Origin of the sequence: Oerskovia sp. USHLN155, assembly GCF_037145535.1 — a bacterium.
Taxonomy (GTDB): Bacteria; Actinomycetota; Actinomycetes; order Actinomycetales; family Cellulomonadaceae; genus Oerskovia; species Oerskovia rustica.
Genome location: NZ_JBBCXG010000005.1, coordinates 68724 through 92829, shown reverse-complemented (window position 1 = coordinate 92829; position 24106 = coordinate 68724). Strand labels below are relative to the sequence as shown.

Annotated in this window: 24 protein-coding genes; 9 read left to right on the top strand and 15 right to left on the bottom strand. The window is 73.1% G+C overall.

Annotation, left to right across the window (positions count from 1 at the left end):
* Positions 1–198: 198 nt before the first annotated feature.
* Positions 199–1857, bottom strand: a complete 1659-nt coding sequence (locus WFH32_RS08375) for an APC family permease (protein ID WP_336706903.1) — start codon at positions 1855–1857, stop codon at positions 199–201.
* A 10-nt stretch (positions 1858–1867) separates the two neighbouring features.
* Positions 1868–3268: a glutamate decarboxylase gene (locus tag WFH32_RS08370; protein WP_191796078.1), complete on the bottom strand. Its 1401-nt coding sequence runs from the start codon at positions 3266–3268 to the stop codon at positions 1868–1870.
* A 491-nt stretch (positions 3269–3759) separates the two neighbouring features.
* Between WFH32_RS08370 and WFH32_RS08365 the strand changes: the two genes are divergently transcribed.
* The gene (locus WFH32_RS08365) at positions 3760–4395 is read left to right on the top strand and encodes a TetR/AcrR family transcriptional regulator (protein WP_336706902.1); all 636 of its coding nucleotides are present in this window, start codon (positions 3760–3762) and stop codon (positions 4393–4395) included.
* 109 nt (positions 4396–4504) lie between these two features.
* Positions 4505–5239, top strand: coding sequence for a glucose 1-dehydrogenase (locus WFH32_RS08360; protein WP_336706901.1), 735 nt, complete (start codon positions 4505–4507; stop codon positions 5237–5239).
* Between the two features lie 43 nt (positions 5240–5282).
* On the opposite strand, the gene WFH32_RS08355 is transcribed toward WFH32_RS08360, so the two are convergent.
* The gene (locus tag WFH32_RS08355; RefSeq protein ID WP_191796081.1) at positions 5283–5711 is read right to left on the bottom strand and encodes a TraR/DksA family transcriptional regulator; all 429 of its coding nucleotides are present in this window, start codon (positions 5709–5711) and stop codon (positions 5283–5285) included.
* A 113-nt stretch (positions 5712–5824) separates the two neighbouring features.
* Between WFH32_RS08355 and WFH32_RS08350 the strand changes: the two genes are divergently transcribed.
* From WFH32_RS08350 to WFH32_RS08325, 6 genes are all read left to right on the top strand, one after another.
* Positions 5825–6223 (top strand): hypothetical protein, encoded by a 399-nt coding sequence (locus tag WFH32_RS08350; RefSeq protein WP_336706900.1) that lies wholly within the window; start codon positions 5825–5827, stop codon positions 6221–6223.
* Positions 6224–6360: 137 nt separating this feature from the next.
* Positions 6361–7284, top strand: coding sequence for a quinone oxidoreductase family protein (locus WFH32_RS08345; RefSeq protein ID WP_336706899.1), 924 nt, complete (start codon positions 6361–6363; stop codon positions 7282–7284).
* 58 nt (positions 7285–7342) lie between these two features.
* Positions 7343–7762, top strand: coding sequence for an MmcQ/YjbR family DNA-binding protein (locus WFH32_RS08340; RefSeq protein WP_191796083.1), 420 nt, complete (start codon positions 7343–7345; stop codon positions 7760–7762).
* Between the two features lie 137 nt (positions 7763–7899).
* Positions 7900–9345: a sensor histidine kinase gene (locus WFH32_RS08335; protein WP_336706896.1), complete on the top strand. Its 1446-nt coding sequence runs from the start codon at positions 7900–7902 to the stop codon at positions 9343–9345.
* Complete coding sequence (locus WFH32_RS08330) at positions 9342–10013, top strand: response regulator transcription factor (protein ID WP_336706894.1); 672 nt, start codon at positions 9342–9344, stop codon at positions 10011–10013. The genes WFH32_RS08335 and WFH32_RS08330 overlap by 4 nt, the downstream gene beginning before the upstream one ends.
* Positions 10014–10170: 157 nt before the next feature.
* The gene (locus tag WFH32_RS08325; RefSeq protein WP_191796086.1) at positions 10171–10470 is read left to right on the top strand and encodes an SHOCT domain-containing protein; all 300 of its coding nucleotides are present in this window, start codon (positions 10171–10173) and stop codon (positions 10468–10470) included.
* Between the two features lie 119 nt (positions 10471–10589).
* On the opposite strand, the gene WFH32_RS08320 is transcribed toward WFH32_RS08325, so the two are convergent.
* The 3 genes from WFH32_RS08320 to WFH32_RS08310 all read right to left on the bottom strand — a co-directional run bounded on the left by WFH32_RS08320 (position 10590) and on the right by WFH32_RS08310 (position 14976).
* Complete coding sequence (locus WFH32_RS08320) at positions 10590–12113, bottom strand: dicarboxylate/amino acid:cation symporter (protein WP_336706893.1); 1524 nt, start codon at positions 12111–12113, stop codon at positions 10590–10592.
* A 474-nt stretch (positions 12114–12587) separates the two neighbouring features.
* Positions 12588–12890, bottom strand: coding sequence for a hypothetical protein (locus WFH32_RS08315; protein ID WP_318244083.1), 303 nt, complete (start codon positions 12888–12890; stop codon positions 12588–12590).
* A 64-nt stretch (positions 12891–12954) separates the two neighbouring features.
* Positions 12955–14976 (bottom strand): penicillin-binding transpeptidase domain-containing protein, encoded by a 2022-nt coding sequence (locus WFH32_RS08310; RefSeq protein WP_336706892.1) that lies wholly within the window; start codon positions 14974–14976, stop codon positions 12955–12957.
* Positions 14977–15197: 221 nt separating this feature from the next.
* On the opposite strand from WFH32_RS08310, the gene WFH32_RS08305 reads away from it, so the two are divergent.
* Positions 15198–15845, top strand: a complete 648-nt coding sequence (locus WFH32_RS08305) for a TMEM175 family protein (protein WP_336706891.1) — start codon at positions 15198–15200, stop codon at positions 15843–15845.
* Between the two features lie 6 nt (positions 15846–15851).
* On the opposite strand, the gene WFH32_RS08300 is transcribed toward WFH32_RS08305, so the two are convergent.
* The 9 genes from WFH32_RS08300 to WFH32_RS08260 all read right to left on the bottom strand — a co-directional run bounded on the left by WFH32_RS08300 (position 15852) and on the right by WFH32_RS08260 (position 24075).
* Positions 15852–17051, bottom strand: a complete 1200-nt coding sequence (locus WFH32_RS08300; RefSeq protein ID WP_191796090.1) for a MalY/PatB family protein — start codon at positions 17049–17051, stop codon at positions 15852–15854.
* Positions 17052–17170: 119 nt separating this feature from the next.
* Complete coding sequence (locus WFH32_RS08295) at positions 17171–18010, bottom strand: DedA family protein (protein ID WP_336706889.1); 840 nt, start codon at positions 18008–18010, stop codon at positions 17171–17173.
* Between the two features lie 63 nt (positions 18011–18073).
* Complete coding sequence (locus tag WFH32_RS08290; RefSeq protein ID WP_336707149.1) at positions 18074–18649, bottom strand: AAA family ATPase; 576 nt, start codon at positions 18647–18649, stop codon at positions 18074–18076.
* Between the two features lie 66 nt (positions 18650–18715).
* Entirely contained in the window at positions 18716–19450 is a 735-nt protein-coding gene (locus WFH32_RS08285; protein WP_336706888.1) for an HAD family hydrolase, read from the bottom strand.
* Positions 19447–19710, bottom strand: a complete 264-nt coding sequence (locus tag WFH32_RS08280; RefSeq protein WP_191796094.1) for an acyl carrier protein — start codon at positions 19708–19710, stop codon at positions 19447–19449. The genes WFH32_RS08285 and WFH32_RS08280 overlap by 4 nt, the downstream gene beginning before the upstream one ends.
* A 13-nt stretch (positions 19711–19723) precedes the next feature.
* A complete protein-coding gene (locus WFH32_RS08275) occupies positions 19724–20737 on the bottom strand; it encodes a beta-ketoacyl-ACP synthase III (RefSeq protein ID WP_191796095.1) in 1014 nt (337 codons plus the stop codon).
* On the bottom strand, positions 20724–21431 hold the full coding sequence (locus WFH32_RS08270) for an AAA family ATPase (RefSeq protein WP_336706887.1): 708 nt from the start codon (positions 21429–21431) through the stop codon (positions 20724–20726). The genes WFH32_RS08275 and WFH32_RS08270 overlap by 14 nt, the downstream gene beginning before the upstream one ends.
* Positions 21428–22483 (bottom strand): AvrD family protein, encoded by a 1056-nt coding sequence (locus WFH32_RS08265; protein ID WP_336706886.1) that lies wholly within the window; start codon positions 22481–22483, stop codon positions 21428–21430. Before WFH32_RS08265 ends, WFH32_RS08270 begins: the two co-directional genes overlap by 4 nt.
* A gap of 95 nt (positions 22484–22578) precedes the next feature.
* Positions 22579–24075, bottom strand: coding sequence for an MFS transporter (locus tag WFH32_RS08260; RefSeq protein WP_191796098.1), 1497 nt, complete (start codon positions 24073–24075; stop codon positions 22579–22581).
* Between the last annotated feature and the right edge of the window lie 31 nt (positions 24076–24106).

Genomic DNA, 24106 nt, shown 5'->3' with positions numbered 1-24106 from the left:
ACCACCGGACCGGACCCCGGGCCAGCCGGGCCAGCCGGACCGGACGTCGAGTGTGCAGTTCGGGTCGTCTCCCGCCAGCAGGGACGACCCGAACTGCACACTCGGCGCACGCCGCGCCGCGCGAGCCGCGCCGAGCCACGCCGCGTCAGACCGCCGCCCGCCCGACGACGACGCGCGCCGCCGTCGGGCACGGGCTCCTCAGCGCGGTGCGCCCTGAGGCGGACCACCCGGGGCTGGGCCCGCGGCCCCGCTCCCCTGCGTGCCGACCCCGGCCGGCGGGTTCACCAGGACCCCCTCGGCCGTCTCCTGCTCGGCCGCGGTCCGCTGGTCCCACGTCGGCTTGCGCATGGCGTAGAAGATGAGCGGCGGTCCCCCGAGGACGATCACGACCGCGGCCACCACGAACGGGTAGGCGGCGGGCGGCACGCCCGTGAACCCCTCGGGCGGGACGAACGCGAGCGCGAAGGCCGCGGCGCACGCGACGAAACCGACCCCAGCGACGAGCCTCATCGCGGGGGTGCGGTAGGTCCGCACCACGTCGGGCTGGGAGCGCCGGAGCCTGATCGCCGCGGCGAACATCATCATGTACATGACCAGGTAGAGCGCGGCGGCCATGTCGATGAGCGCGATGAACGCCGTGTTGATGTTCGGGATGACGAGGAACAGCAGCGCCAGGACCGACACCACGATCCCCTGGACCCCGAGGATCCCCACCTGCACCCCCGCCGCGTTGCGCTTCTGGAGGGCCGGTGGCAGGAGGCCCGTCCGGGCCGCGGCCAGCAGGCCTCGCGACGGGCCGGCGATCCACGTGACGACGGACGCGAACGCTCCCAGCGCGATGAGCGCCGAGATCGCGGTGACCGCCCACGGCATGTCCCACTTGTCGAAGAACACCTGGAACGCGAGGTTGATGCCGTTGGTCAGCCCCAGGTCCTTCTTGGGCACCGCGACCGCCATCGCGATCGTGGGCAGGATGAAGACCACGAGGATGAGGAGCGTCGCGACGGCGATCGACTTGGGGAACCCCTTCCCCGGGTTCTTCATGTCGTTCGCGTGGACCGCGTTGACCTCCATCCCGGCGTACGCGAGGACGTTGGACACCACGAGGACGATCGACGCGATGCCCGTCCACGGCGGGACGACGGCGGACACCTCCAGGGGGGTCTGCGACTTCTCACCGGTCGCGAGCCAGACCGCACCGAGCACGATCAGCAGCACGGCGGGGAACAGCGTCCCCAGGATGCCGCTCCACGACCCCACCTTGGCGAAGAGGTTGCCGCCCTTGAGCGTGATGAGCGTCGAGCCCCAGTAGAGGACGAGGATCACGACCGCGGTGTACAGGCCGTTGCTCGCGAGCCCCTGGTTCCCGATCACGAACGACAGGCTCGCCGCGATGAAGGCGATCTGCGTCGGGTACCAGACGACGTTCTGGATCCACTGGAGCCAGATGGCCGTGAAGCCCATCCGGTTGCCGAACGCCTCGCGCACCCAGGTGAACACACCGCCCTTCCAGCCGGTCGCCAGCTCCGCGGCGACGAGGGCCGTCGGCACGAGGAACAGGATCGCCGGGACGACGAACAGGGTGATCGAGCCCAGGCCGTAGGCGCCCATGGCGGGCAGCGAGCGCAACGACGCCACGGTGACGACCGTGAGCATCGCGAGCTGGAAGACCGAGAGGAACGCGGTCGGCGTCGCTGCGGGGGCGCCGATGGCCGGCCCGGTGTGCTGCGGGTCCTTCCCGTACGGGTGGGGCGCGACGTGCTCGGCCGTCGGTGCGTGGGTTCCGTCGGCCCGGACGAAGGGGCCGCCGGCCGGTTCCGTCGCTCGGGCGCTGCCGCCCGGCTGGTTCGTGTCCATGGTGTCCCCCTCAGTGGTGGAAGCCCGGGTGCTGTCCCTCGACGGGCATGGGTCCCGAGAGCGCCTCGAGGTAGTCGACCTCGGTGCGCAGGTCGTCGATCAGGCTGTGCGCGAGGTCCATGCTGAGCCCGTTGCGCACCACGATGCGCTGGACCGTCAGGGTCTCGAGGTCCGCAGGCATCGGGTACGCGGGGACCAGCCAGCCCTTGAGCCGCAGGCGGTCGGACAGGTGGTAGAGGTTCCAGTACCTGCCGTGCCCCTGCGCGATGCTCCACGCGAAGACGGGGATGTCGCTCCCGTCGTTCCACAGGTCGAACTGCGGCATCTTCGCGATCTCGCCCGAGAGGTAGAGCGCGACGTCCTGCGAGGCCTGCTGCACCTTGCGGTAGCCGTCGAACCCGAGTCGCAGGAACAGGTAGTACTGGAGCAGCACCTGTGCTCCCGGCCGCGAGAAGTTGAGGGCGAACGTGGGCATGTCGCCACCCAGGTAGCTGACGCGGAAGACCAGGTCCTCGGGCAGCGAGGCGACGTCCCGCCACACGACCCACCCGAGCCCGGGGTAGACGAGCCCGTACTTGTGCCCCGACGTGTTGATCGACACGACCCGCGGGACCCGGAAGTCCCACTCGAGCTCGGGCTGGATGAACGGAGCGATCATGGCCCCCGACGCCCCGTCCACGTGGATGGGGACGTCGAGCCCCGTCGAGGCCTGGATGCGGTCCAGGGCGGCGGCGATCTCCGTGACGGGCTCGTACATCCCGGTGTACGTGACCCCGAGGATCGCCACGACGCCGATCGTGTTCTCGTCCACGTACTTCTCGAGCTCGAACCCGTCGAGCACCTTGTGCTCGAGCGAGATGGGGACGTAGCGCGCCTCGACGTCCCAGTAGTTGCAGAACTTCTCCCAGCACACCTGCACCGCGCTCGACAGGACCAGGTTGGGCCGGTCCGTGGGCTTCCCGGCCGCGCGGCGCGCGTGCTGCCAGCGCCGCTTGAGCGCGAGCCCGCCGAGCATCGCGGCCTCCGAGGAGCCGATGGTCGACGTCCCGATCGTGTTCTCCGGGTCCGGGGCGTTCCACAGGGCGCCCAGCATCTTCCAGCAGCGCGTCTCGATCGCGGCCGTCGCCGGGTACTCGTCCTTGTCGATCATGTTCTTGTCGGCCGTCTCCTCGTACAGCCGCTGCGCGTACGGGTCCATCCACGTCCCGACGAACGTCGCAAGGTTCAGGCGGGCGTTGCCGTCGAGCATCGCCTCGTCGTGGACGATCTGGTACGCGGTCTCCGGGAGGGACTCCCCCGCAGGGAGCACGTTGCGGGGCAGCTCGGTCGCTTCTCCCGGACGGGCGAAGAGCGGGTTGAGCGCGACGACGTCGCGCTCCTCGGACTCGGCGCCTCGGTTGGATCCAGACATGGTCTCTCCTCTTCTCGAACGTCCCTCGGGCCGGCCCACGTGGGCAGCACGCTGTCGAGCGGTCGCGTCGTGGCGAGGTGCGCGGCGGCGCCTCAGGCGGTCAGGTTCGTTCCCGTCGTCGGGCGACGGCTCGTCGGACCGCTGCTCCGGTCCGAGCGTGGTTGCGCGCGCCGGGCCCTGTCCGTAGCCGCCATCGAGCGACCTCCGAGCTGCTTGACCGGGTGCGCCACGGTGCGCAGATGGCTCCGCCAGGCTGTGGCGGGCGAGGCCTGCCGAGTGCACAGGCTGTCGTCGAGCGGTTCACATCGAGCATGGCAGAGACGGCACGGCCCGTCGCGGGGAGGCCTTGTCGCACCTAGGCGACACGTGTTGCCAAACTTTATGGCACGGGCGTACCGTCAAAGTGTCAGCACGTTCCGTCGCCCGACGAACGGCCGCACACCCGCCGGCACCACCGCCCGGCACCAGCCACCAGGCCCGAAGGAGGCGACATGGACCCCCGCACCGAACGCACCACCGCAGCCCTGCGCACCGCAGTCCTCGAGCTCGCCGCCGAGCAGGACATCGACGAGCTCACGGTCTCGCAGGTCTCCGCCCACGCCGGGATCAACCGCGCCACGTTCTACGACTACGCGAGCAACCCCGCCGACCTCCTCACGACGATCCTGCGCACAGAGCTCGACGCGATCCGCAGCGACTTCCTCGCGGCCGCCCACGGCCTGTCCGCCGACCCCGCGACCGGCCCCGACGCGCGCCCGCGCACCGACCCCCGGCAGCTCGTCGACACCATCACGCAGGCGATCGTCGGCCACGTCGACGCGCACACCTCGATCTACGAGCGCGCCCTCGAAGGAGGCCTGAGCGCCCCGCTGTTCCGCCTGCTCGCGGAGCACTTCTCCGAGACGCTGCGCACGTTCCTCCTGGACCAGCCGCACCTCATGCCCGTGCCGTGCGACGCCGAGCAGACCGAGGTCGAGCAGGCCGCGCGCGCGTACGCCTGCTACGTCGCGCTCGGCTCCGTCGGGGCCCTCGAGGCGTGGCTCGCGACCCCGTCCCCCCGTGACCCGGACTTCTTCCCCCGGATCACCCGCACCTCGCTCGCCCCCTGGTGGACCGCGCCGAACTGACCCGACGCGACCACCCGCCCCGGCGAGCCGCACCACACACCGCACGCTCCGCCGTCGGGCACCCCACGAGGGTGTCCCGACCCCGGGCACACCGAAAGGAGGCCCCACCATGGGCCGTGTCTACAACAAGGTCGCCATCGTCACCGGAGGAACCGGAGGCATGGGCGTGACCCACGCCAAGGCGCTCGTCGACGAGGGCGCGAAGGTCGTCGTCGCGGACCTCGACGACGCCAAGGGCGAGGCGCTCGTCGCCGAGCTCGGCGCGAACGCCGCCTACGTCCACCTCGACGTCACCAAGGAGGAGGACTGGGCTGCGGCCGTCGCGTTCACGCTCGAGAAGTTCGGCCGCATCGACGTCCTGGTGAACAACGCGGGCATCGCGAACGCCGCCGGCATCACCGAGTTCACGCCCGACATGTGGCGCACGATCATCGACGTCAACCTCACGGGCACGTTCCTGGGGATCCACGCCGTCTCGCCCGTCATGGCCAGGGCCGGGCGCGGGTCGATCATCAACATCTCGTCGGTCGAGGGCATGCGCGGCAGCGCGGGCCTGCACGGCTACGTCGCGTCGAAGTTCGGCGTGCGCGGCCTCACGAAGTCGGTGGCCCTGGACCTCGGCCCGTCGGGCGTGCGCGTCAACTCGGTCCACCCGGGCTTCATCAAGACGCCCATGACGGAGAAGATCAGCTCGGACGACCTCCACATCCCCCTGGGCCGCGCGGCCGAGCCCGAGGAGGTCTCGCAGCTCGTGCTGTTCCTCGCGAGCGACGAGTCGAGCTACTCGACCGGGTCGGAGTTCATCGTCGACGGCGGCCTCATCGCGGGCGTGCCGCACAAGTAGGCCATCACGGCTCGGCCGGTCGCGGCGAGGCAGACCTGCGGGTCTATCTCGCCGCACGGCCCGTCGACGCGCAGGCGATGCACTGACGGGCCGTCGGGCGCGCGGCCAGACGCGCCTCCCCGACCGGGGCGCCGCACGTCTCGCACGTCCCGTACGTCCCGGCGTCGAGCCGGGCGAGCGCCGCCTCGGCCTCGGCGGACTGCTGCTCGGCGAGACGCTGCAGCGCCCCGACCTGCGCGCGCTCGAACGCGATCGTCGCGCCGTCAGGATCGTGCTCGTCGTCGGCGTTCGAGTCCCTGGACGCCTCGACGATCCCGGCCACCTCGCCGCGCAGCGCCTCGCGCCGCGCCCGGGCCTCGTCGCGCAGGGCGAGCAACCGCGCCCGCACGACGGCGTCGCGCGCCCCGCGCTCGCGAGGTGCGGCGGGCGCGCTGCTCGTCTCCCCGGGGGCGGGGGCGCCGGTGTCGGTCATCGTCAGGTCCAACGCGGGAGCCGTTCCCACGCTTCCCGTGACGGTCCTCGTGGCGGCCGACCGGGCGGCCGTCCACCGCGCGGCCTGTCGGTCCCCCGTGCGACGATCGGCGCGTGCCCGTCGTCGAGTCGTCCGTGATCGTCCTCGTGGACCCCGCGACCGCGAAGATGGTCGAGGGGCCGTGGTTCTTCGCGAGCATGGCGGGTGGCTGGCGGTTCGCGCCCGCACCCGGCCGTGACGTCGGACACCCCCACCAGGCCGCGACCAGGGCGGTGTGGCGCTACGGCTTCACGTGTCGCCCCGGGTGGCTCGCACCCGTGGCCGAGCGTGTCGGCTCGTGGCTCCTGGGCCACGACGTCCGCCGTCGGATCGACGGTTTCGCGCGTGGTTGTGCGGACGCCGTGGTCCTCGCGGCGGCCCGCGGGCAGTCGTCCTCGCCGTCCCCGGACCTCGGCCGCAGGCCTTCCGGACGGGCTGGACCCGCCGCCGGCGGCCCCCTGCCCGGCACCTGAATCCGCAGGTCACGGCCGAGGTCACGGTCCGGCAACGCGCATGACAGGACTCGGTCCGGGATGGAAGAGTGAAAGGCGGCTTCGCGCGAACCGCACAGTTTCCCCCCAGCGCCCCCGCATCTCGAAGAGGTAGACCCATGAGCACCGCGATCTTCTACGACCGCCACGGCGGGGTCGACGTCCTGCGCGTCGGCGACGAGCCCGTGCCGGCCCCCGGTGAGGGCGAGCTCGTCGTCGCGAACCGCGTGGTCGGGGTCAACCCGGCGGACGTCAAGAAGCTCGCCGGGGAGTTCGGCGGCAGCGACGAGCTCCCGCAGGTGCTCGGGTTCGAGGCGGCGGGCGTCGTCGAGTCGGTCGGCGAGGGCGTCGAAGGCTTCGCGGCGGGCGACGAGGTCGTGTGGAGCGGCACGGGCGCGCAGCGCGAGAGGTCGGTCGTCAAGGCGGCGAAGGCGCGGGTCAAGCCAGCGAACGTGCCGTTCGAGCAGGCCGCGGTGCTGCCGGTCGCGGCGTCCGCCGCGTTCTCGGCGCTGATCCAGGCGGGCGTCGGGGACAAGGACGTCGTCCTGGTCCACGGCGCGTCAGGCGGGGTGGGCTCGGCCGCGGTGCAGATCGCGAAGGCGCTCGGCGCGCGCGTCGTCGGCACGGCGTCCGAGCGCAACCACGACTACGTGCAGGGCCTCGGCGCGACGCCCGTCGCGTACGGCACGGGCCTCGTGGACGCGGTCCGCGCGCTACCCGGTCTCGCGGACGTGACCGCGGTCGTCGACACGGTCGGCTCCCCGGAGACCGTCGCCCAGACGGTCGAGCTGCTGGGCGCCGACGGCCTGGAGCGTGACGGGAAGCCGCGCGCCGTGACCCTGGTCGAGTCGCAGGAGTCGCTCGCCGCGGGCATCACGTCCAAGGTGTCGCAGAAGGGTGCGCTCGCGGAGGTCCTCGCCCTCGCGGAGGCCGGGCTGCTCTCGTCGGAGATCTCGGCGCGCTTCCCGCTGGCCGAGGCGGCGCGGGCCGTCGAGCAGGTCGCGGGTGGCCACGTGCGCGGCAAGGTCGTCCTCGAGGTCTGACGGCGTCTCCCGGGGGCGCCCGGGACGGGCGTGGGCGGGGCGTGGTTCGCTGGGTGTCATGCCGCCCCGCCCCGCAGTGCCCGACGACGCCGCTCACCTCGTCGAGGTGCGTCGCCTCGCGCTCGCGTTCCCCGGCGCCGAGGAGCGCGTGTCGCACGGGCGCGTGACGTTCCGCGCCCGGTTGATCTTCGCGGTCTTCAGCGGCATGACGAAGGCCACTCCCTCGGCGCCGGTCCGGCAGTACCCGCGCTCGGTGCTCGTGAAGGTCGACCCCGCGGAGCACGCGGCCCTGTCGCAGGACCCTCGGTTCTACGTACCCGCGTACTACGGCCCGGCGGGCTGGCTCGGCCTCGACCTCGACGCCGCCCCGGTCGACTGGCAGGAGGTCGCGGAGCTGCTCGACATGTCGTACCGCGAGGTCGCGGGTCCTCGGCTCGTGGCCAGGCTCGACGCCGAGGGGTCACCAGCCGGGCGGTAGCCCCACGAGCCGGGACGCCCCCGGCGGCCGCGGCGGCTGCGGGGGCTGCGGCGGTGCCGGTGACCGGCACCCCCGTACCGTCCCCGCCGGCACCACGGCAGGACGCGGGCGTGCGCCCTCCGGCGTAGCGTGGCCGCATGGTCGGCGACGCGAGGTCCGCGGGGACCCCGGAGGCTCCGTGGGGTCCGCCGTGGCACCGCGCACGGCCGCACGGCCCCTGGTCGTGGTCCGGCGGCGAGGGTGACCGTGACGGCGCCAGCCAGACCGACGACCCGTCCGACCTCTCCGGCCCGTTCGACCACCGCCGACCACGCCTGTTCCTCGCGATCGTCACGGCCCTGGTCGCGGTGGTGGGCACGCTGGGCGCGGCGCACGGCCAGCCCGACGCACGGCCCCTGGACCCTCTCGCCCTCGCGCTGCTCCTGGTCCCGCCCGCGGTCCTCGCGACGATCCCGCGCCGCCACCTCCTGGCGGTCTCGCTGAGCCTCGCGGCGACGGGGGTCTACCTGCTGCTCGGCTACCCCTGGGGGCCGGTCTTCGTCCCGACGGTCGCCGTCCTCGCGGGCGTGATGCTCGCCGGTCCTGCGGCGCACGGCCGGGCCGTCGCCTGGTCCGGTGTCGTGGCGCTCGCGGGGATCACGACGGCCGCGGCGACGCTCCGGGGCGGGCCGCCCTCGGTCGCTCTGCTCGGGGGGCTGGCCTGGACGGTCGTCGCTCTCGTCGCGGCGGGCGGCGTGCGGGGCCGGGTCGCACGCATGGCGGCCCTGCGCGCGGCCCGCCACGAGCACGAGGTGAATGCCGTGACGGCCGAACGCCTGCGCATCGCCCGCGAGCTGCACGACGTCCTCGCGCACTCGCTGTCCGCGATCACCGTGCAGGCGGGCGTCGGGCTGCACCTGCTGGACCGCGACCCCGAGCAGGCGCGCGCGGCCCTCACGGCGATCCGGGCCACGAGCCGCGAGTCGCTCGACGAGGTCCGCGCGGTGCTCGGCATCGTCCGTGCCGAGGGCGGCGAGGCGCCCCGCTCGCCCTCGTGGGACCTCGGGTCGCTCCCCCGGCTGGTCGGGCAGGTGCCGGGCGTCACGGTCGACCTCACGGTCGAGGACTGCGCGCACGACGCCTCGCCACACCTCGCAGGGATCGTCTTCCGCGTGGTCCAGGAGTCGCTCACGAACGTGCAGCGGCACGCGACCGGCGCGACGCGCGCGGTCGTCGAGGTCCGGGTCACCGGCACTGCCCTGCCCCGCACCCTGGTCGTCACGGTGTCCGACGACGGAGCACCCGTCCCGGGCCGGGCCGTGGACGCCACGTGGCCGCGTACGGACCAGGACAGGGTTCCCGAGGGGTACGGCCTGCGGGGCATGCGCGAGCGCGTGACCGACGCGGGCGGGACGCTCACGGCCGGCCCCCTGCCCCAGGGCGGGTTCGTCGTGGAGGCGAGGATCCCGTGGGAGGCGCGCGGCGCCGTCGGGCAGGAGGCCTCCGACGCACCCACGCCGGCGGACGGACCGCCCGACGACGCGACGACCCGCCCACCTTCGACGACCGACGCCCCACCGACCCCGCACCAGGAGCGCCCATGATCCGCGTCGTGCTGGCCGACGACCAGAGCCTCGTGCGCGGCGGCTTCCGCGCCCTGATCGACTCCGAGGCGGACCTCGAGGTCGTCGGCGAGGCCGCGACGGGCGACGACGCCGTGCGGCTCGCGCTCGACCTGCTGCCCGACGTCGTGCTCATGGACGTCCGCATGCCCGGCCTCGACGGGCTCGAGGCGACCCGGCTCATCGTGGCGGACCCGGCGGCGTCGGGCGTGCACGTCGTGGTGGTGACGACGTTCGAGCTCGACGAGTACGTGACCGAGGCGATCCGCGGCGGCGCGAGCGGGTTCCTCGTCAAGGACACCGAGCCCGAGGACCTGGTGCGCGCGGTGCGCGTCGCGGCGGGCGGCGACGCCCTGCTCTCCCCGACCGTGACGCGGCGGCTGCTCGCGCGCGTGGCCGACGCGACGCGCGACGTCGACCCCGTGCCCGGGCTCGCCGACCTCACGCCGCGCGAGCACGAGGTGCTCGTCGAGGTCGCGGGCGGGCTGTCCAACGAGGAGATCGCGCGGGCGCTGTACCTGTCGGAGTCGACGGTCAAGACGCACGTCTCGCGTGTCATGACCAAGCTGCGGGCACGCGACCGGGCCCAGCTCGTGGTCACGGCCTACGAGGCGGGCGTCGTGCGCCCCGGCTGGGGACGAGGGCACTGAGCAGCACGTCCCCGCCGCCCGGGCGGTACCAGCGGGGTAGTCGGTAGACATCCCCGGGCCGACGACGCGGAACGGCCCGCGCGGAAGCCTGGGGACGAGGCCGCACCCGCGGCCGGACGCGGCGACCGCCCGTCACCAGCCCGCCCAGGAGGCCCCCATGCTCACCACCCTCACGACCGCCACGACCGACGTCCTCGCCCACGGCGGCGCGGGCTGGGGCCCCGGACCGTGGTGGTTCGTCTTCCCGCTGCTGTGGTTCGCGCTGTTCGCCACGGTGGTCTTCCTGTTCGCACGCCGCGCGCGACGCGGCGGACCGTGGGGCCACCCCGGCGGACCGGGTGCGTGGCGCGGCGGCACCGACCCCGTCTCGATCCTCGGCGAGCGCTACGCGCGCGGTGAGATCGACGAGACCGAGTACCGCCAGCGCCTCGAGGTCCTCACGCCCCGGGACCGCTGACCTCTCCCGGGAAACGCTGAGTGCGGAGTAGTTGGGGGGGGGGGGGGGGGGGGGGCGCCCCCCCCCCCCCCCCCCCCCCCCCCCCCCCCCCCCCCCCCCCCGGGAGGGGGGACGTGGCGTCAGCGCGTCCCGACCAGCTCCTCGTCGGCGGCCGAGGCCGCAGGCTTGTCGGACGCGTTCGCGGTCGACGGGTCGACGTCGGACGCGACCACGGACTCGTTCGAGTCGTTCGACTCGTCCTCGTCCGTGAACAGGTCCTCGACGTTCACGCCGTCGTACTGCGCGACGTCGAGGATGCCCTCACGCTTGGCCACGACCGTCGGCACGAGCACCTGGCCCGCGACGTTGACCGCGGTGCGGCCCATGTCGAGGATCGGGTCGATCGCGAGCAGCAGACCCACGCCCGCGAGCGGCAGGCCCAGCGTCGAGAGCGTCAGCGTGAGCATGACGATCGCGCCGGTCAGTCCGGCGGTCGCCGCCGAACCCACGACGGACACGAACGCGATGAGCAGGTAGTCCGTGAAGGACAGGTCGACCCCGAAGAGCTGGGCGATGAAGATCGCGGAGATCGCCGGGTAGATCGAGGCGCAACCGTCCATCTTGGTCGTCGCGGCGAGCGGCACCGCGAACGACGCGTACTCGCGCGGGACGCCCAGGTTCCGCTCCGTCACACGCTGCGTGACGGGCAGCGTGCCGATCGAGGAGCGCGAGACGAACGCGAGCTGGATCGCGGGCCACGCGCCCTTGAAGTAGCTCGTGATCTTCAGACCGTTGGTCCGCAGGATCACGGGGTAGACGACGAACAGCACGAGCGCGAGGCCGATGTAGATCGCGGCGGCGAACGTCGCGAGCGGGGACAGGAGGTCCCAGCCGTACTCCGCGACCGCGTAGCCGATGAGGCCCAGCGTGCCGAGCGGCGCGAGGCGGATGATCCACCACAGGACGGTCTGGATGATCGAGAGCGCCGAGCGGTTGAACGCGAGGAACGGGTCGGCCTTCTTGCCCGACTTCAGCGCCGCGATACCGATGATCAGCGAGATCACGACGATCTGGAGGACGTTGAAGGAGATCGAGGTGCTCGCGCCCTCACCCTGCAGCTGCGTGCGCGCCTGGATGCCCAGGAAGTTGCTCGGGATGAAGCCGTTGAGGAAGTCGAGCCACGAGCCGGAGCCCGAGGGCTCGCTGCCGTCGGCCGTCGACAGCGTCGTGTTGGCGCCCGGCTGGAGCACGAGGCCCAGGCCGATGCCGATCACGACGGAGATCAGCGCCGTGATGGCGAACCACAGGATCGTCTGCCCCGCGAGGCGCGCGGCGTTGGTGACGTTCCGCAGGTTCGCGATCGACGCGACGATCGCGGTGAACACCAGCGGCGGCACGATCGCCTTGAGCAGCGTCACGAACGACGAGCCGATCGTGTCGAGCGTCGTCGTCAGCCAGTTCGGGACCTCGTCGGGCGTGCCCGCGCCGGACGCGGGGCCCATCGACAGGGCGACCCATCCCAGCACGACGCCCAGGACGAGGGCGACGAGGATCTGGACGGTGAAGGAGGGGAGCTTGACGCGGCGCTTGGGTGCGGGGGCACCGTTCGCGGACTTCTCCGGCGCGGTGGTGGCCGCGGCCTGCGAAGAGGAGGAGGAGGGCACGGTTCTGCTTTCTTCGTCACGGGCACGTGGGGTGCCCAGGGATCGCGAGGATCGCGAGAGGGAGGGAGTGCAGTCGTCCCGGCCCGGGAGGTGAGGGGTGCCTCGACGCGACGGTCGTGCCGACGGGCGCACGCGCTCCACGGCGCGGACGATCGTGCCCTGCGCGGCAGGGTGAGCGACGGCGTGCCGACGTCAGGGTGGGGAGGACTGCTGTGCGGGCCTGGGGCCCAGCGGTTCAGTGGGTCAACAACAGAGCGCGCTGGCGACTCGTCGCAGATCGACGTCACGGCGCGCGGTGAAGTTCCACCGGTTCAGCAAGGATTCGACTCCCGTTCGGGCCGGCCCGGGGGCCGGCGGTGCAGGCGATCGTCGCCCACGGCTACCGATGGTAGCCGAGGAGGGAACGTCGTCGGGCCACGTCTCTATTCCCTGGGACGGGAGCGTCTCACCGTGGGTCGACCACGGGGCGGCCAGTCAGGGCGCGGCGATGCTCAGCGGCGCGAGGTCCTCCGGGAGCGGGGACCGCCCCGGCCCTCCCGCCCGGACCCACCGGTGCAGGGACTCGCTCGCCGCGTCGCCCGCCAGGCGCTCGAACCAGACGGGCGCGTGCTCGGTGCGCACCGCCGGGGCGGGACGCACGACGACCACGTCGCCGCGCTCGCACGCGTCGAGGCAGTCGACGAGCGTGAGCCCGGCGTCACCGGTCGCGGCGATGGCCTCGACGCGCGCGAGCTGGCCACCGGACAACGGGTCCGAGGAGCCGAGCGTCTCCCCCACGCACAGCCGGCAGACCGTGAGGCCGGGGACGGTCCTGCGCCGCCCCGTGGTCGCTCGTCCGCCGCTACTCACCGGTGTTCGGGGCGTCGAGGAAGGCCTTCAGGAGCGGTCCCGCGGTCACCGACCCGCCGTCACCCGTCTCGACGAACACGGCCACGGCGAGGTCGCCCTGGATCGCGATCATCCATGCGTGAGCCTGGTTGCCGTCGCCGTACTGAGCCGTCCCGGTCTTCGCCCCCACCTCACCGGGCAGGTCCGCGAGCAGCTTCGCGCTGCCGTCCGTGACGACCGAGCGCATGAGGCTGCGCAGCGTCGCGGCCTCGTCGGCCGTGAGAGCCGACGGCGTCGGGGTCTCGGCCGCCGCGGGCGTGACCTCGGGCCGGACCAGGACGGGCGAGACCCGCTCGCCCTTCGCGACGCTCGCCGCGAGGGTCGCCATGCCCAGCGGCGAGGCCTCGACCTTGCCCTGGCCGATCAACGACGCGGCGTGCTCGGTGCCCTCGGCGGTGGCCGGCACCGACCCGAAGTACCCGGGGGCGCCGAGGTCCGCCTCGACGCCCAGACCGAGGTCGGCCGCGGCGTCGTGCAGGGCCTGCTGCGAGACAGCGTCCCGCTGGGCGATCATCGCGGTGTTGCACGAGTTGGCGAACGCCGTCCGGAACGGCACCTCACCGATCGCCGTTGCGGGGAAGCCCGGGACGTTCTGGAAGGTCCGGCCGTCGACCGTGATGTCCGGCGTGCACGACACGACGGTGTCGGCCGTGATCCCCGAGCGGAGCATCGCGAGCGCCGACGCCACCTTGAAGGTGGAACCGGGGGCGAACTTCCCGGTCGTGGCGGTCGACGTCCCGTCGCCGCCCGGACCGCTCGCGGCAGCGAGCACGTTGCCCGTCGAGGGCTCGATCGCGACGATCGCGCTCGCCGACGGGACACCCGACAGCACGCTCTCGGCCACGACCTGCATGTCGGTGCGCAGCGTCGTCGCGAGCGGCACGCCCGCGACCGGGTCGACCGCGAAGACGTCCTTGACGTCCTCGACCGGGTCAGGCTGCCCGTCGCCGTCCAGGTCCTCCCCGGTGTCCTCTCCGGCACTGCCGTCGGCCACGACGCTCACCGTGATCCCGGGCGTCCCCCGGAGCTGGACGTCGTACTGCCGCTGGAGCCCCGAGAGGCCGATCGTGTCGCCCGCGACGACCTGCCCCTCGGACTCCTCGACGGCCTCGGCCGTCGCGTCGCCCACGCGGCCCAGGATGGCCCGCGCGAAGGTTCGGGTCGGAGCGAGGTCGAGCTCGCCGTCGACGACCGACGCGCCGTCGATCGCGCGGACCGCGTCGACGTCGATGCCCGCGGTGTCGTCCGTGCGGACCACGATGGCCTCGACGAACGCCTTCGCCCCGGCGCCGGCGACCTTCTGCGCGTAGGCCTCGACGTCGATCCCGACGGCGGCGCCCACCTGGCGCGCGACCGCGTCCTGGCGCGCGGGGTCGAGGTTCATCTTGTCGACGCCGATCCGGTAGACGGGACGCGGCTCGACGATGGGTCCGCCGTCGGCGCCCAGGATCTGCGCACGCTCGGCGCGCACCCGCGTGACTGCCAGGCGGTCGCCGTCCTTGAGGTCCGGGACCAGCACGTCGGGCTCCCACGCCACGGCCCACTGCTCCGCTCCGCCGTCCGGCGAGTCCTGGAGCACGAGGTCGACCGTGGTCTCGTAGGTCCACGGCGTGGTGTCCGTGACGTTCCAGGTGTACGCGAGCGTGGCCGTCGCCTGCTTGCCCTTGTTCTCGCCCTCGGTGGCGACGTCGACCTTCGCGACCGTGACCGTGTGGTCGGTCTCGGCCAGCGGCTCGAGCACCGCGTCGCGGTGCGCTGCGGCGTCGAGGTTCGCCTGGGTGAACGCGATCCCCTCGAAGTCGCCGTCGGAGATCGCGGTCGCGAGGTCGGCGGCGGCCCCGTCGGGGCTGGGGGCGTCGTCGCTGCACGCCGTGAGCGTCAGGGCGAGCACCGCCAGCGCGGTCGGGCCGAGCGCCCGTCGCCAGGTGAGGCGTCGCGCCTCGGTGCGCCTGTCGACCAGCTGCGTGCGAACCACGTGCTCCCCCTCGATGCCCCACGGCAGACGGTCCGCCGACGGGTCGGCGGAAAGAGTTGACCCGGGCGTCCTCGCCCGCCTGCGAGGCTAGCCCACGCCCGCGCGGGAGCGCAGCCACGGCGCGCACGTCCCCCGGAGCGTCACAGGTTCTCCGCGAACCCGGTTCACCGCGCCGGGACACCGGGCCCTTCCTACAGTGGAGACGACCGGAGGAGGCAGGGATGCCGCACAGCCGCACGGACCGGGGGCTCGACCGTCTCGTCAACTTCACCGACGCATCGGTCGCGATCGCGATCACGCTGCTCGTGCTGCCCCTGATCGACCTCGTGACGGACGGGGAGGAGCACTCGGTCACGTCCCTGCTCTCCGACGAGCGCGGCACCTTCCTCGCGTTCGCGATCAGCTTCGTGGTCATCGCGAACTTCTGGGTGGGGCACCACCGGGTGTTCGAGCACCTGCGGGACTACTCGACCGCGATGCTGTGGGCCAACTTCCTGTGGCTCGCGAGCATCGTCTTCATCCCCTTCACGACCCAGCTCCTGGCCGACCAGGGCACCGACGACCCGGCGGTCAACGCCCTGTACATCTCGGTGATGATCGTGACGACGGGCAGCCTGGCGCTCGTCGAGTGGCTGGCGGTCCGCGACCCCGACCTCCAGCGTCCCGAGGTCCGGGGCGAGCTCGAGGTCAGGGGAGCGGTCGTCGCGGTGCTCCTGCTGCTCGTGATCCTGGTGCTCGCGGTGGTCGCGCCGGGGGTCGGGATGTTCTGGCTCTTCCTGCTGTTCCTGTCCGGGCCGCTGACCCGGCTGGCCGGGCGGCGCAGGGCCACCCGGCCGCACGAGCGAGACGACGACGGCCGGGCCCCGTAGGGCCCGTCACGCGGACGCCGGACGCACCGCCTCGCCCATCCGACGGACGGCCTCGGTCAGCACCTCCTGGCTCGTCGCGAGGTTGAGCCGCACGTGCCCGGCGCCGCCCGGCCCGAAGTGCCGACCGTCGTTCAGGGCGACCTTGGCCCGGTCGAGGAAGAACCGGTACGGGTCGTCCGACACCGAGGACGTGTCGAGCCAGGCGAGGTAGGTGCCCTGCGTCGGCTGGTAGCGCACCTGCGGCAGGTGCTCCTCGAGGAGATCGGCGAGGAGCAGCTTGTTGCGGCGGACCCCGCGCAGGACCGCGTCGAGCCACGGGGTGCCGTCCGTGAGGGCGGCGACGTGCGCGATCACGGAGACGTGGCCGACGCCGTGCACCACCTCCTCGGGGATGCGCCGCAGGTCGTCGGCCGCCTCGGGGCCGCCGACGGCGACGGCCGCCTTGAGGCCCGCGAGGTTCCACGCCTTGGAGGCCGAGAGGACCGCGATCGCGTTCTCGGCCCCTGCCACAGTCACGATCGGTGTGTACGCGACACCGGGCGCCGTGATCGGCGCGTGGATCTCGTCGGACACGATGCGCACGCCGTGGCGGCGCGCGAGGGCTGCGAGCCCCTCGAGCTCCTCGCGCGTGTGGACGGTGCCCGTGGGGTTGTGCGGGTTGCACAGCAGGTAGACCGCGCGGCGCCCGCTGCCCGGTCCGGTCCCGTTGAGGGCGGCCCCGGTCGCGTCGGCGAAGGCCTGGTCGAGCGCGTCGAGGTCGAGGCGGAAGTCGGCCGTGAGCGGTGCGGTGACGATCCGGCGGCCCTCGTTCTGCGTGAAGCCGAAGAAGGGCGGGTAGACGGGCGGGCTGACCACGACCGCGTCCCCCGGGCCGGTGAGGACCTTGAGGATCTCCATGAGCCCGAGCATCACGTCGGGCACCATCCGCGTGCTCGACGGGTCGATCGACCAGTCCCAGCGGAGCTTCGCGAAGCCGGCGAGGGCCTCGGCGTACGAGTCGCCGTAGTCGTACCCGGTGTCCCCCGAGCGCATCGCCTCGGTCACCGCCTCGACGACGGGCGGCGCGAGCTCGACGTCCATCTCGGCGACCCACAGGGGAAGCACGTCAGGGGCGTAGGCCCGCCACTTGAGGCTGGTCCGACGGCGGAGCGCGTCCGGGGTGAGGGCGTCGAGCGGGTTGTCGGTCGCGAAGGGTGAGGTGGTCACGGGATCGAGCCTACGACGCGGGCGTCCGGCGGGCGGGCACCCCTCCCGGGCGCCCTCACCCGCGAGGAGCCGGACCCACCAGGTTGTCCGGATGGCCGGTAGGGACCGGTCGGGGCCGCTCAGTCGGTCGAGGGCCGCCCGGCCCGCACCCCGGACCGCTCGAACACGCCCTTGGGCAGCGCGAGCGTCGTCGTGGGGGTCTTGGTCCGCTGCGCGGCGCCCTCCCCGGGAGCCGGCTCGCCGTCGTCGGGCAGGGCGGCGCGTGCACGACGCCCGTGCGCCGGGGGCGCGCCCGCGAGGACCGACCGGGCGACCCGCATCACCACGAAGGCGACCACCGCGAGCGCCACGGCCCCGATGACGACCTTCTGCAGGACACCGGCGTACTCCTCCACCAGGTGCCAGCTCTCGCCCAGGGCGAAGCCCGCCCCGACGAAGATGCTGTTCCAGATGAGGCTGCCCGCGGTCGTCAGGAGGACGAACTTCGGCAACGGCATGCGGTCCACCCCCGCCGGGAGGGAGATGAGGCTCCGGAAGATCGGGATCATGCGCCCGAAGAAGACGGCCATGCTGCCGTGCTTGTGGAACCAGGCCTCGGTGCGGTCGACGTCCTCGAGCTTGACGAGCGGCAGCCAGCCGATGATCCGTCGCGTGCGCTCACGCCCGACCAGGGCGCCCACGTAGTACAGGGCGATCGCCCCCACGAGCGAGCCGACGGTCGTCGCGAGGACCGCGGCGAACACGTTGAAGCTCCCGCGGCTCGCGGTGAAGCCCGCGAGCGGCAGGATGACCTCGCTCGGCAGCGGCGGGAACAGGTTCTCGAGCGCGATCGCCAGCCCCGCCCCGAACACGCCCAGCGTCTCCATGAGCGACACGGCCCAGCCCGCGACACCACCCAGGTCGGGCTCGCTCGCGGCGGCCACGTGCACGAGGTCGACAGGGAGGTTCGCAAAGGGCATGCGCAGACACTATGTGCCGAGCACCGGACATTTCGAACTCGGGCGTGTCTCCCCTGAGCACCTTCACGGGCTGTTCACGGTCTCGTGCCGGACGCGCCCCACGATCGACGCCGCGGCGGCGAGCCGGTCCTCGATCGACCCGCTGAGGAGGTGCACCGGGACGCCCGTCTCCGCGGTCACCTCTCGTGTGAGCGCCTCGGCGTCCCCCCGGAACGGCTCGCTCACCGGCCGGTCGTCCGGCGGGAGCGGGAACTCGACAGGCAGGAGCAGGAAGAGGTCGTAGGTGCGCGCCGCGCGGGCACCGGCCTCGCGCAGGAGACCGGCCACGACGTCGGTCAGGACGCCGTCCTGCCGCGCACCGGAGAGCACCTGGCGGCGCAGCCTCACCGCGGCGTACACCCACTCGTGCAGGACCGAACCGTCGGAGATCATGTCGGGCGTCGCGCTCTCCTGCTCGACGCGCTGGGCGTACCGCCGCAGGCTCAGCTGGACCACCTCGGCCTCGGTGCACTCGAGGAGCGACCGGGGCAGGGAGCCGACCGGGTCCCTCATGGCGTCCAGCGCGGGGACCTCGAGGCCCGACCGACGACCCAGCTCCCGCGACAGGGTCGACTTCCCTACCCCGTGGGCCCCTACCACCGCGACACGCACACCCGTCTCCTTCGCTCGTCCCGTCGTCCGTCACCACTCCGCGCCGCGCGGCCCTCAGACGGCCACGAGGTCCCAACCACGCCTGCCCCCCACGACCGCGAGGGGTGCGCCGGGGACCGCGACGACCGTCGGGCGACCGGTCAGCCCCATGTAGCCGGCGTCGGACAGGTCGTCGCCGTACGCGGCCGAGCGCGGCAGCGAGATCCCCTCCCGCCGCGCGTGCTCGGCGACGGCCCTGGCCTTCGCCTCACCGATCATCGGGACGGCCACGCGCCCCGTGAACCGCCCCTCCCGCACCTCCGGGTCGGTGACCAGCAGGTGAGCTCCGCCGAGCACCTCCGCGAGCGGGACGAGCGCGGGCGCGAAGGACCCGCTGACCAGGACCACGACGTGTCCTGCGCGGCGGTGCCGCTCGACGATCGAGACGACCTGCGGGCGCAGTACGCCGCCTCGACCGGCCGCGCCGCCTCCGCCGCCGGGCCCGCCGTCGCCCGGCGGACCCACCGCGTGCCCGGCACCCCCTGTCCGCACCGAGGCGAACCACCGGCGGCCGACCTGCACGACGTCCCCGACCGGCCTCCCCGCCCACCACGTGAAGTAGTGCCGGTTGCGCTCGGTCCGGGTCGCGCCCGCCTCCCGCATCGTCGCGATGCCCCTCAGGAACGTGGCGGCCTCCTGCTCCGCGCCCCGCTCGGCGGCGTCGAAGCGGAGCAGCTCGAAGAGCGTGACCCTCGTCGTCAGCGTCCCGTCGACGTCGAGGTAGGCCGCGGCCCGGGGCGGCTCGCTCACCCGTCGCCGCCCGCCGCGATCCGCTCCCGGACGAGCCTGCTCAGGCCGTCGAGGTCACCCAGGCTCGCGACGTCGTAGTCGCTCACCTCGATCCCGTAGGCCTGGCTCACGACGGCCGCGATCTCCGCGGTCGTGAGCGAGTCGATCGCCAGGTCGTCGAAGGTCGCGCCGGTGGGACGCAGGTCCGGCAGCCCCGGGATCGCCCGGCCGACGAGGTCGGCGATGGACTCGGGGGACGGGTCGAAGACGGTCTCGGTCATGGTGCGCTCCTTCTCAGAGGTCCTGGACGACGAGGCGTGGCCACGTCGCCGTCGCGGCGCCCCAGGTGGTTCCTCCACCGAAGGCGGTCAGCAGGATGCGTTCGTGCGGTGCGAACGTGCGGGCGTGCGCGGCCAGCGCCAACGGGATCGACGCGGCCGAGGTGTTGCCCGCGCGGTCGAGGTGGATCACGACCTTCTCCGACGCGATGCCCAGCGAGTGGGCCACGAGCCGGAGGATGCGTTCGTTCGCCTGGTGCGCGACGAACCAGTCGACGTCCTCGACCGACCACCCCGAGAGGGCGAGCGCACGGCGCGACGACGACGACATCGCCCCGACGGCCGCACCGAAGACGGCCCGCCCGTCCATGCGGAAGTACGCGTCGGACGCGTCGACGACCTCACGGTGCGGGACCCTCGAGCCGCCGGCCGGGACGGTGATGAGGTCGTGGGCGCTCCCGTCGGAGCCCAGGTGGAACGCCCCGAGGCTCCCCGCCTCGTCGGGGTCGCCCCCGTCGACGACGACGGCCCCCGCACCGTCGCCGAAGAGGATCGACGTCGCACGGTCGCGCGGGTCGACGATCGAGGTGAACTGGTCGGCGCCGATCACGAGCGCCCGGCGGTGCAGCCCCGCGAGCACCGCCGCGCTGGCCTGGGCCAGCGCGTAGACGAAACCCGAGCACACGGCCGCCAGGTCGAAGGCCGCCGCGGTCCCGAGCCCGAGCCGGCTCGCCACCAGAGGAGCGGTGGCCGGGCACGACCGGTCGGGCGTGCTCGTCGCGACCACGACCAGGTCCACGTCCGGTTCCCCTGCGGACGCGAGCGCCCGGCGTCCGGCCTCGACCGCGAGGTCGGAGGTCGCGCTCCCCTGGTCGGCGAAACGTCGCTCCCTGATCCCGGTCCGTGTCCTGATCCACTCGTCCGAGGTGTCGACGAGCGCCGCGAGGTCGTCGTTGGTCACGACCCGTGGCGGCAGGTACCCGCCCACACCGCGCAGGACCGCTGCGCCCGGTCGGTCACGTGAGGACATGCGCGAGCTCCCGCTCCTTCTCGTCCCGCACGTCGAGCAGGTCGTAGTCGACCTGTGCCCGGGCCACGGCCTCCTCGATGGTGATGGCGCGTGGCAGGTCGTAGTGGTCGGTGATCGCCTGGAGGCGCTCCGGGATCGATCCGCCGATGCTCACGTTGGGGATGCCCAGCCCGGCGATCTCCCGCTGGAGCTTCTCGTCGGCGAGCCGCCGGAACCTCTCGTTGACCGGGCGGTGCCCGTCGGCGACGAGCGGGAACTCGATGGGCAGGTGCACGAACGCGTCGTAGCTCGCCGCGGCGTGCTGCTTGGCGGGGACGCCGAGCGCGTCGATGACCTCCTCGAAGAACCGGATCGCGTCGGTGCGCTCGACCGAGTCGAGGTCGATCGAGTCGTTCGGGTTGATGCCCGCCAGGACGCGCACCGTGCCGTAGACCCACTCGTGCAGCGAGGAGCCGTCCGAGATGAACGTGTCGCCCAGGTGCGACTCGTTGACCGCCCGCTCGGTGTTGCGCCGGGTGATCAGCATGAGGATCTCCGCCGCGCTGCACTCCTCCAGGGTCTTGCCGGGGACGGAGATCGGGAGGAGCTCCCGCATGGTCTTGGCCGCGCTCCGGGGGATCCCGGTGAGGTGCGCGAGCGCGATCGTGGTGAAGGTCTTGCCTGACGAGTAGGTCCCGGAGATCGCGAGCCTCATGACAGTTCTCTTTCCTCGGTGGGTGGAGCGGTGGTCGGTGGGTTGCTCACCGTGGTGGGCGACGGGATGCGGTGGGCGACGTCGCAGTGCACGGTCGTGCCGTGCCCGACGACGGCGCGGGCCTCCGCGCAGCGCCAGGTCTCCCCGCGGAGCACGACGAGCCGTGGCCGGACGAGGGCGATGTCGATCGGGTGGGGCGTGTCGAGCCAGAGCGCCGCGCCGTCGGACTCGACGACGGTCCGTCGCATCCACAGCGTGCTGCTGTCGGCGCGCGGGACCTGGTCCAGCTCGTAGAGCAGCACCTGGGCGAGCTGGAGCGTCGCGACGAACGCCTCGACGAAGGACAGGCTCGCGCGGGCGGTCGCCCCGATGCCGAGGTCCTGGTCCGCGGTCCCGGGAAGCGTGGTGGCGACGAGCTGCGCGCGCGCCTCGTCGTGGCCGACCGTCGCGACCTCCCGCACGTCGACCGAGCGGCCGGCGTACCCGGCGCCGTGGACGCGGCGCGCCGCGGCGCCCAGGAGCTCGTCGGGCGAGGCGACGGTCAGGTCCACGCGCCCGGCGACCGCCAGGGGGCGGTGCACGGTGACCTCGACCGTCATGGTCCCGACGAACGCGTGGACGGTCACGTCCCGGTCCCGGCACGCGTCGTCGAGCCGGGCGGACACCGCGAAGTCCTGGTGGGCCCCCTCGACCGGTTCCTTCCCGGCGACGACCACGACGCGACGCAGCACGACGTCGACCAGGAAGGCGGGCGAGAACGTGGCGGCCAGCAGGATCTCGGCGGCCTGCACCGCCAGGACCAGGACGTCGGTGGTGCTCAGGTGCGGCAGCTGGTCGACGTCGCCCTTGGTGGACCAGCGCTCCGCGACGCTGATCGACCCGCGGGCGTCCAGCCGTGAGGCCGTGCCGTCGTGCCGGACGGCGACGGACCGCAGCCGGGGGTCGGTCCCCCGGTAGCCGCTGCCGAAGAACCGCGACGCCGAGGGGCCGAGGAGGTCGTCGATCGCCGGGAGCGTGGGGAGCGCCGTCGAGGTGTCGGTCTCCGGGGCCATGGTGTCCTCCTGGTTCCTCGTGAGCGTGCCGGTCGGTCGTGACTGCTCGGTGCCGCGGGGCCGGTGATCGACGACCGGTCCCTCTCGCTGCGGGGTCACGCCCGGCCGTGCGGGACCGGTCGGTCTGCACGTCCCGCGCCGGCGTCCGCGAGGGCGGTCGCGGACCGGTTCCCGCCGGGCCGCCGCTCGGCGGGCAGGAAGACGAGGATGAGGACCGCGGTGGCGAGGATCAGCACGGCGTTCACGAGCAGCCCCGCGTGGACGCCGCCGAGCACCGCCTCGCTCGAGGTCGGGTCGTCGAACTGCCCGGTGGCGAAGGCGATCGCGACCGCGCTGATGAGCGGCGTCCCCACGGTGAACGCGATCTGCTGCGTCTGGCCCGCGAGCCCGGTCGCGAGCCCCTGCTCGGAGTCGGGGAGCCCCGACGTGACCGTCACCGTGTAGGCCACGATGACCAGGACGTGCCCGAACCCGCCCACAGCCGTCGCGAGGAGGATGTGGGCGAAGCCCAGCGTCTCGCCGACACCGAGGAGGAGGAAGGTGAGGGTCGTGACGCCTTGCAGCGTCAGGCCGAGCAGCAGCGTTGCCTTGGCACCGAGGCGGTCGATGATCCGCGCGGCGACGAGCCCTCCGGTGAAGGCCCCCGCGCCCAGCACCCCGAACGCGAGCCCCGTCGCGAGCGCCGACGCCTCGAGCACGCGCTGGAGGTACAGGGTCAGGAGGAAGACCTTGCTGCTCTCCATCGCGAACGTGGTGAACCCGGCGAGGTTCCCCCAGGACACCGTGGGCCTGCGCAGGATGCTCACGGCCGCCAGCGGGTGCGACGACCGGCTCTCGACGAACCAGAAGCTCACGAAGGCCCCGACCGAGAGGGCGACGAGCCCGAGGAACGCGGGCGACCCCCACCCGGAGCGCTCGCCCGTCGAGATGCCGAGGACCAGGGCGAGGAGACCCGTCGACAGGAGCGCCGCACCCGGGACGTCGAGCTTCTGCTGCTTGCGCTCGCCGTCGTCGGTGAGCAGGAAGGGTGCCGCCACGAGGATCAGGAGCCCCGCCGGCACGTTGATCAGGAACGTCGAACGCCACCCGAGCACGTCGGTGACGACGCCGCCCAGGACGGCGCCCACGGCGAACCCGAGCGACAGCAGGGCGCCGTTGAGCCCCAGGGCACGGTTCCGCAGCGGCCCCTCCTCGAACGACGTGGTCAGGAGCGAGAGTGCGGCCGGCATCGTGATCGCGGTCGCGAGCCCCTGACCTGCCCGAGCCGCGAACAGCACCCAGGGCTCCGTGGCGAACCCGCCCACGGCCGACGCCACGGTCAGCACGACCATCCCGATCAGGAACATCCGCTTGCGCCCGTGCAGGTCCGCGACCCGCCCCATCACGAGGACGAGGCTCGCCGCGGTCAGCGCGAACGCGGTCACGATCCACTGCAGGTCCGCATCGGGTATCCCGAGGTCCTCGCCGATCACGGGCAGCGCCACGGTCACGATCGAGAAGTCGAGCGCGAACATGAACTGTGCGCCGAGGAGCACGATCAGGACGAGTCGTTGGCGACCGGTGAGCGCGAGGTCCTCGCTGGTTCGTGTCATGCCTCGAGGATGGTCGCGGCCCGGCACGTCA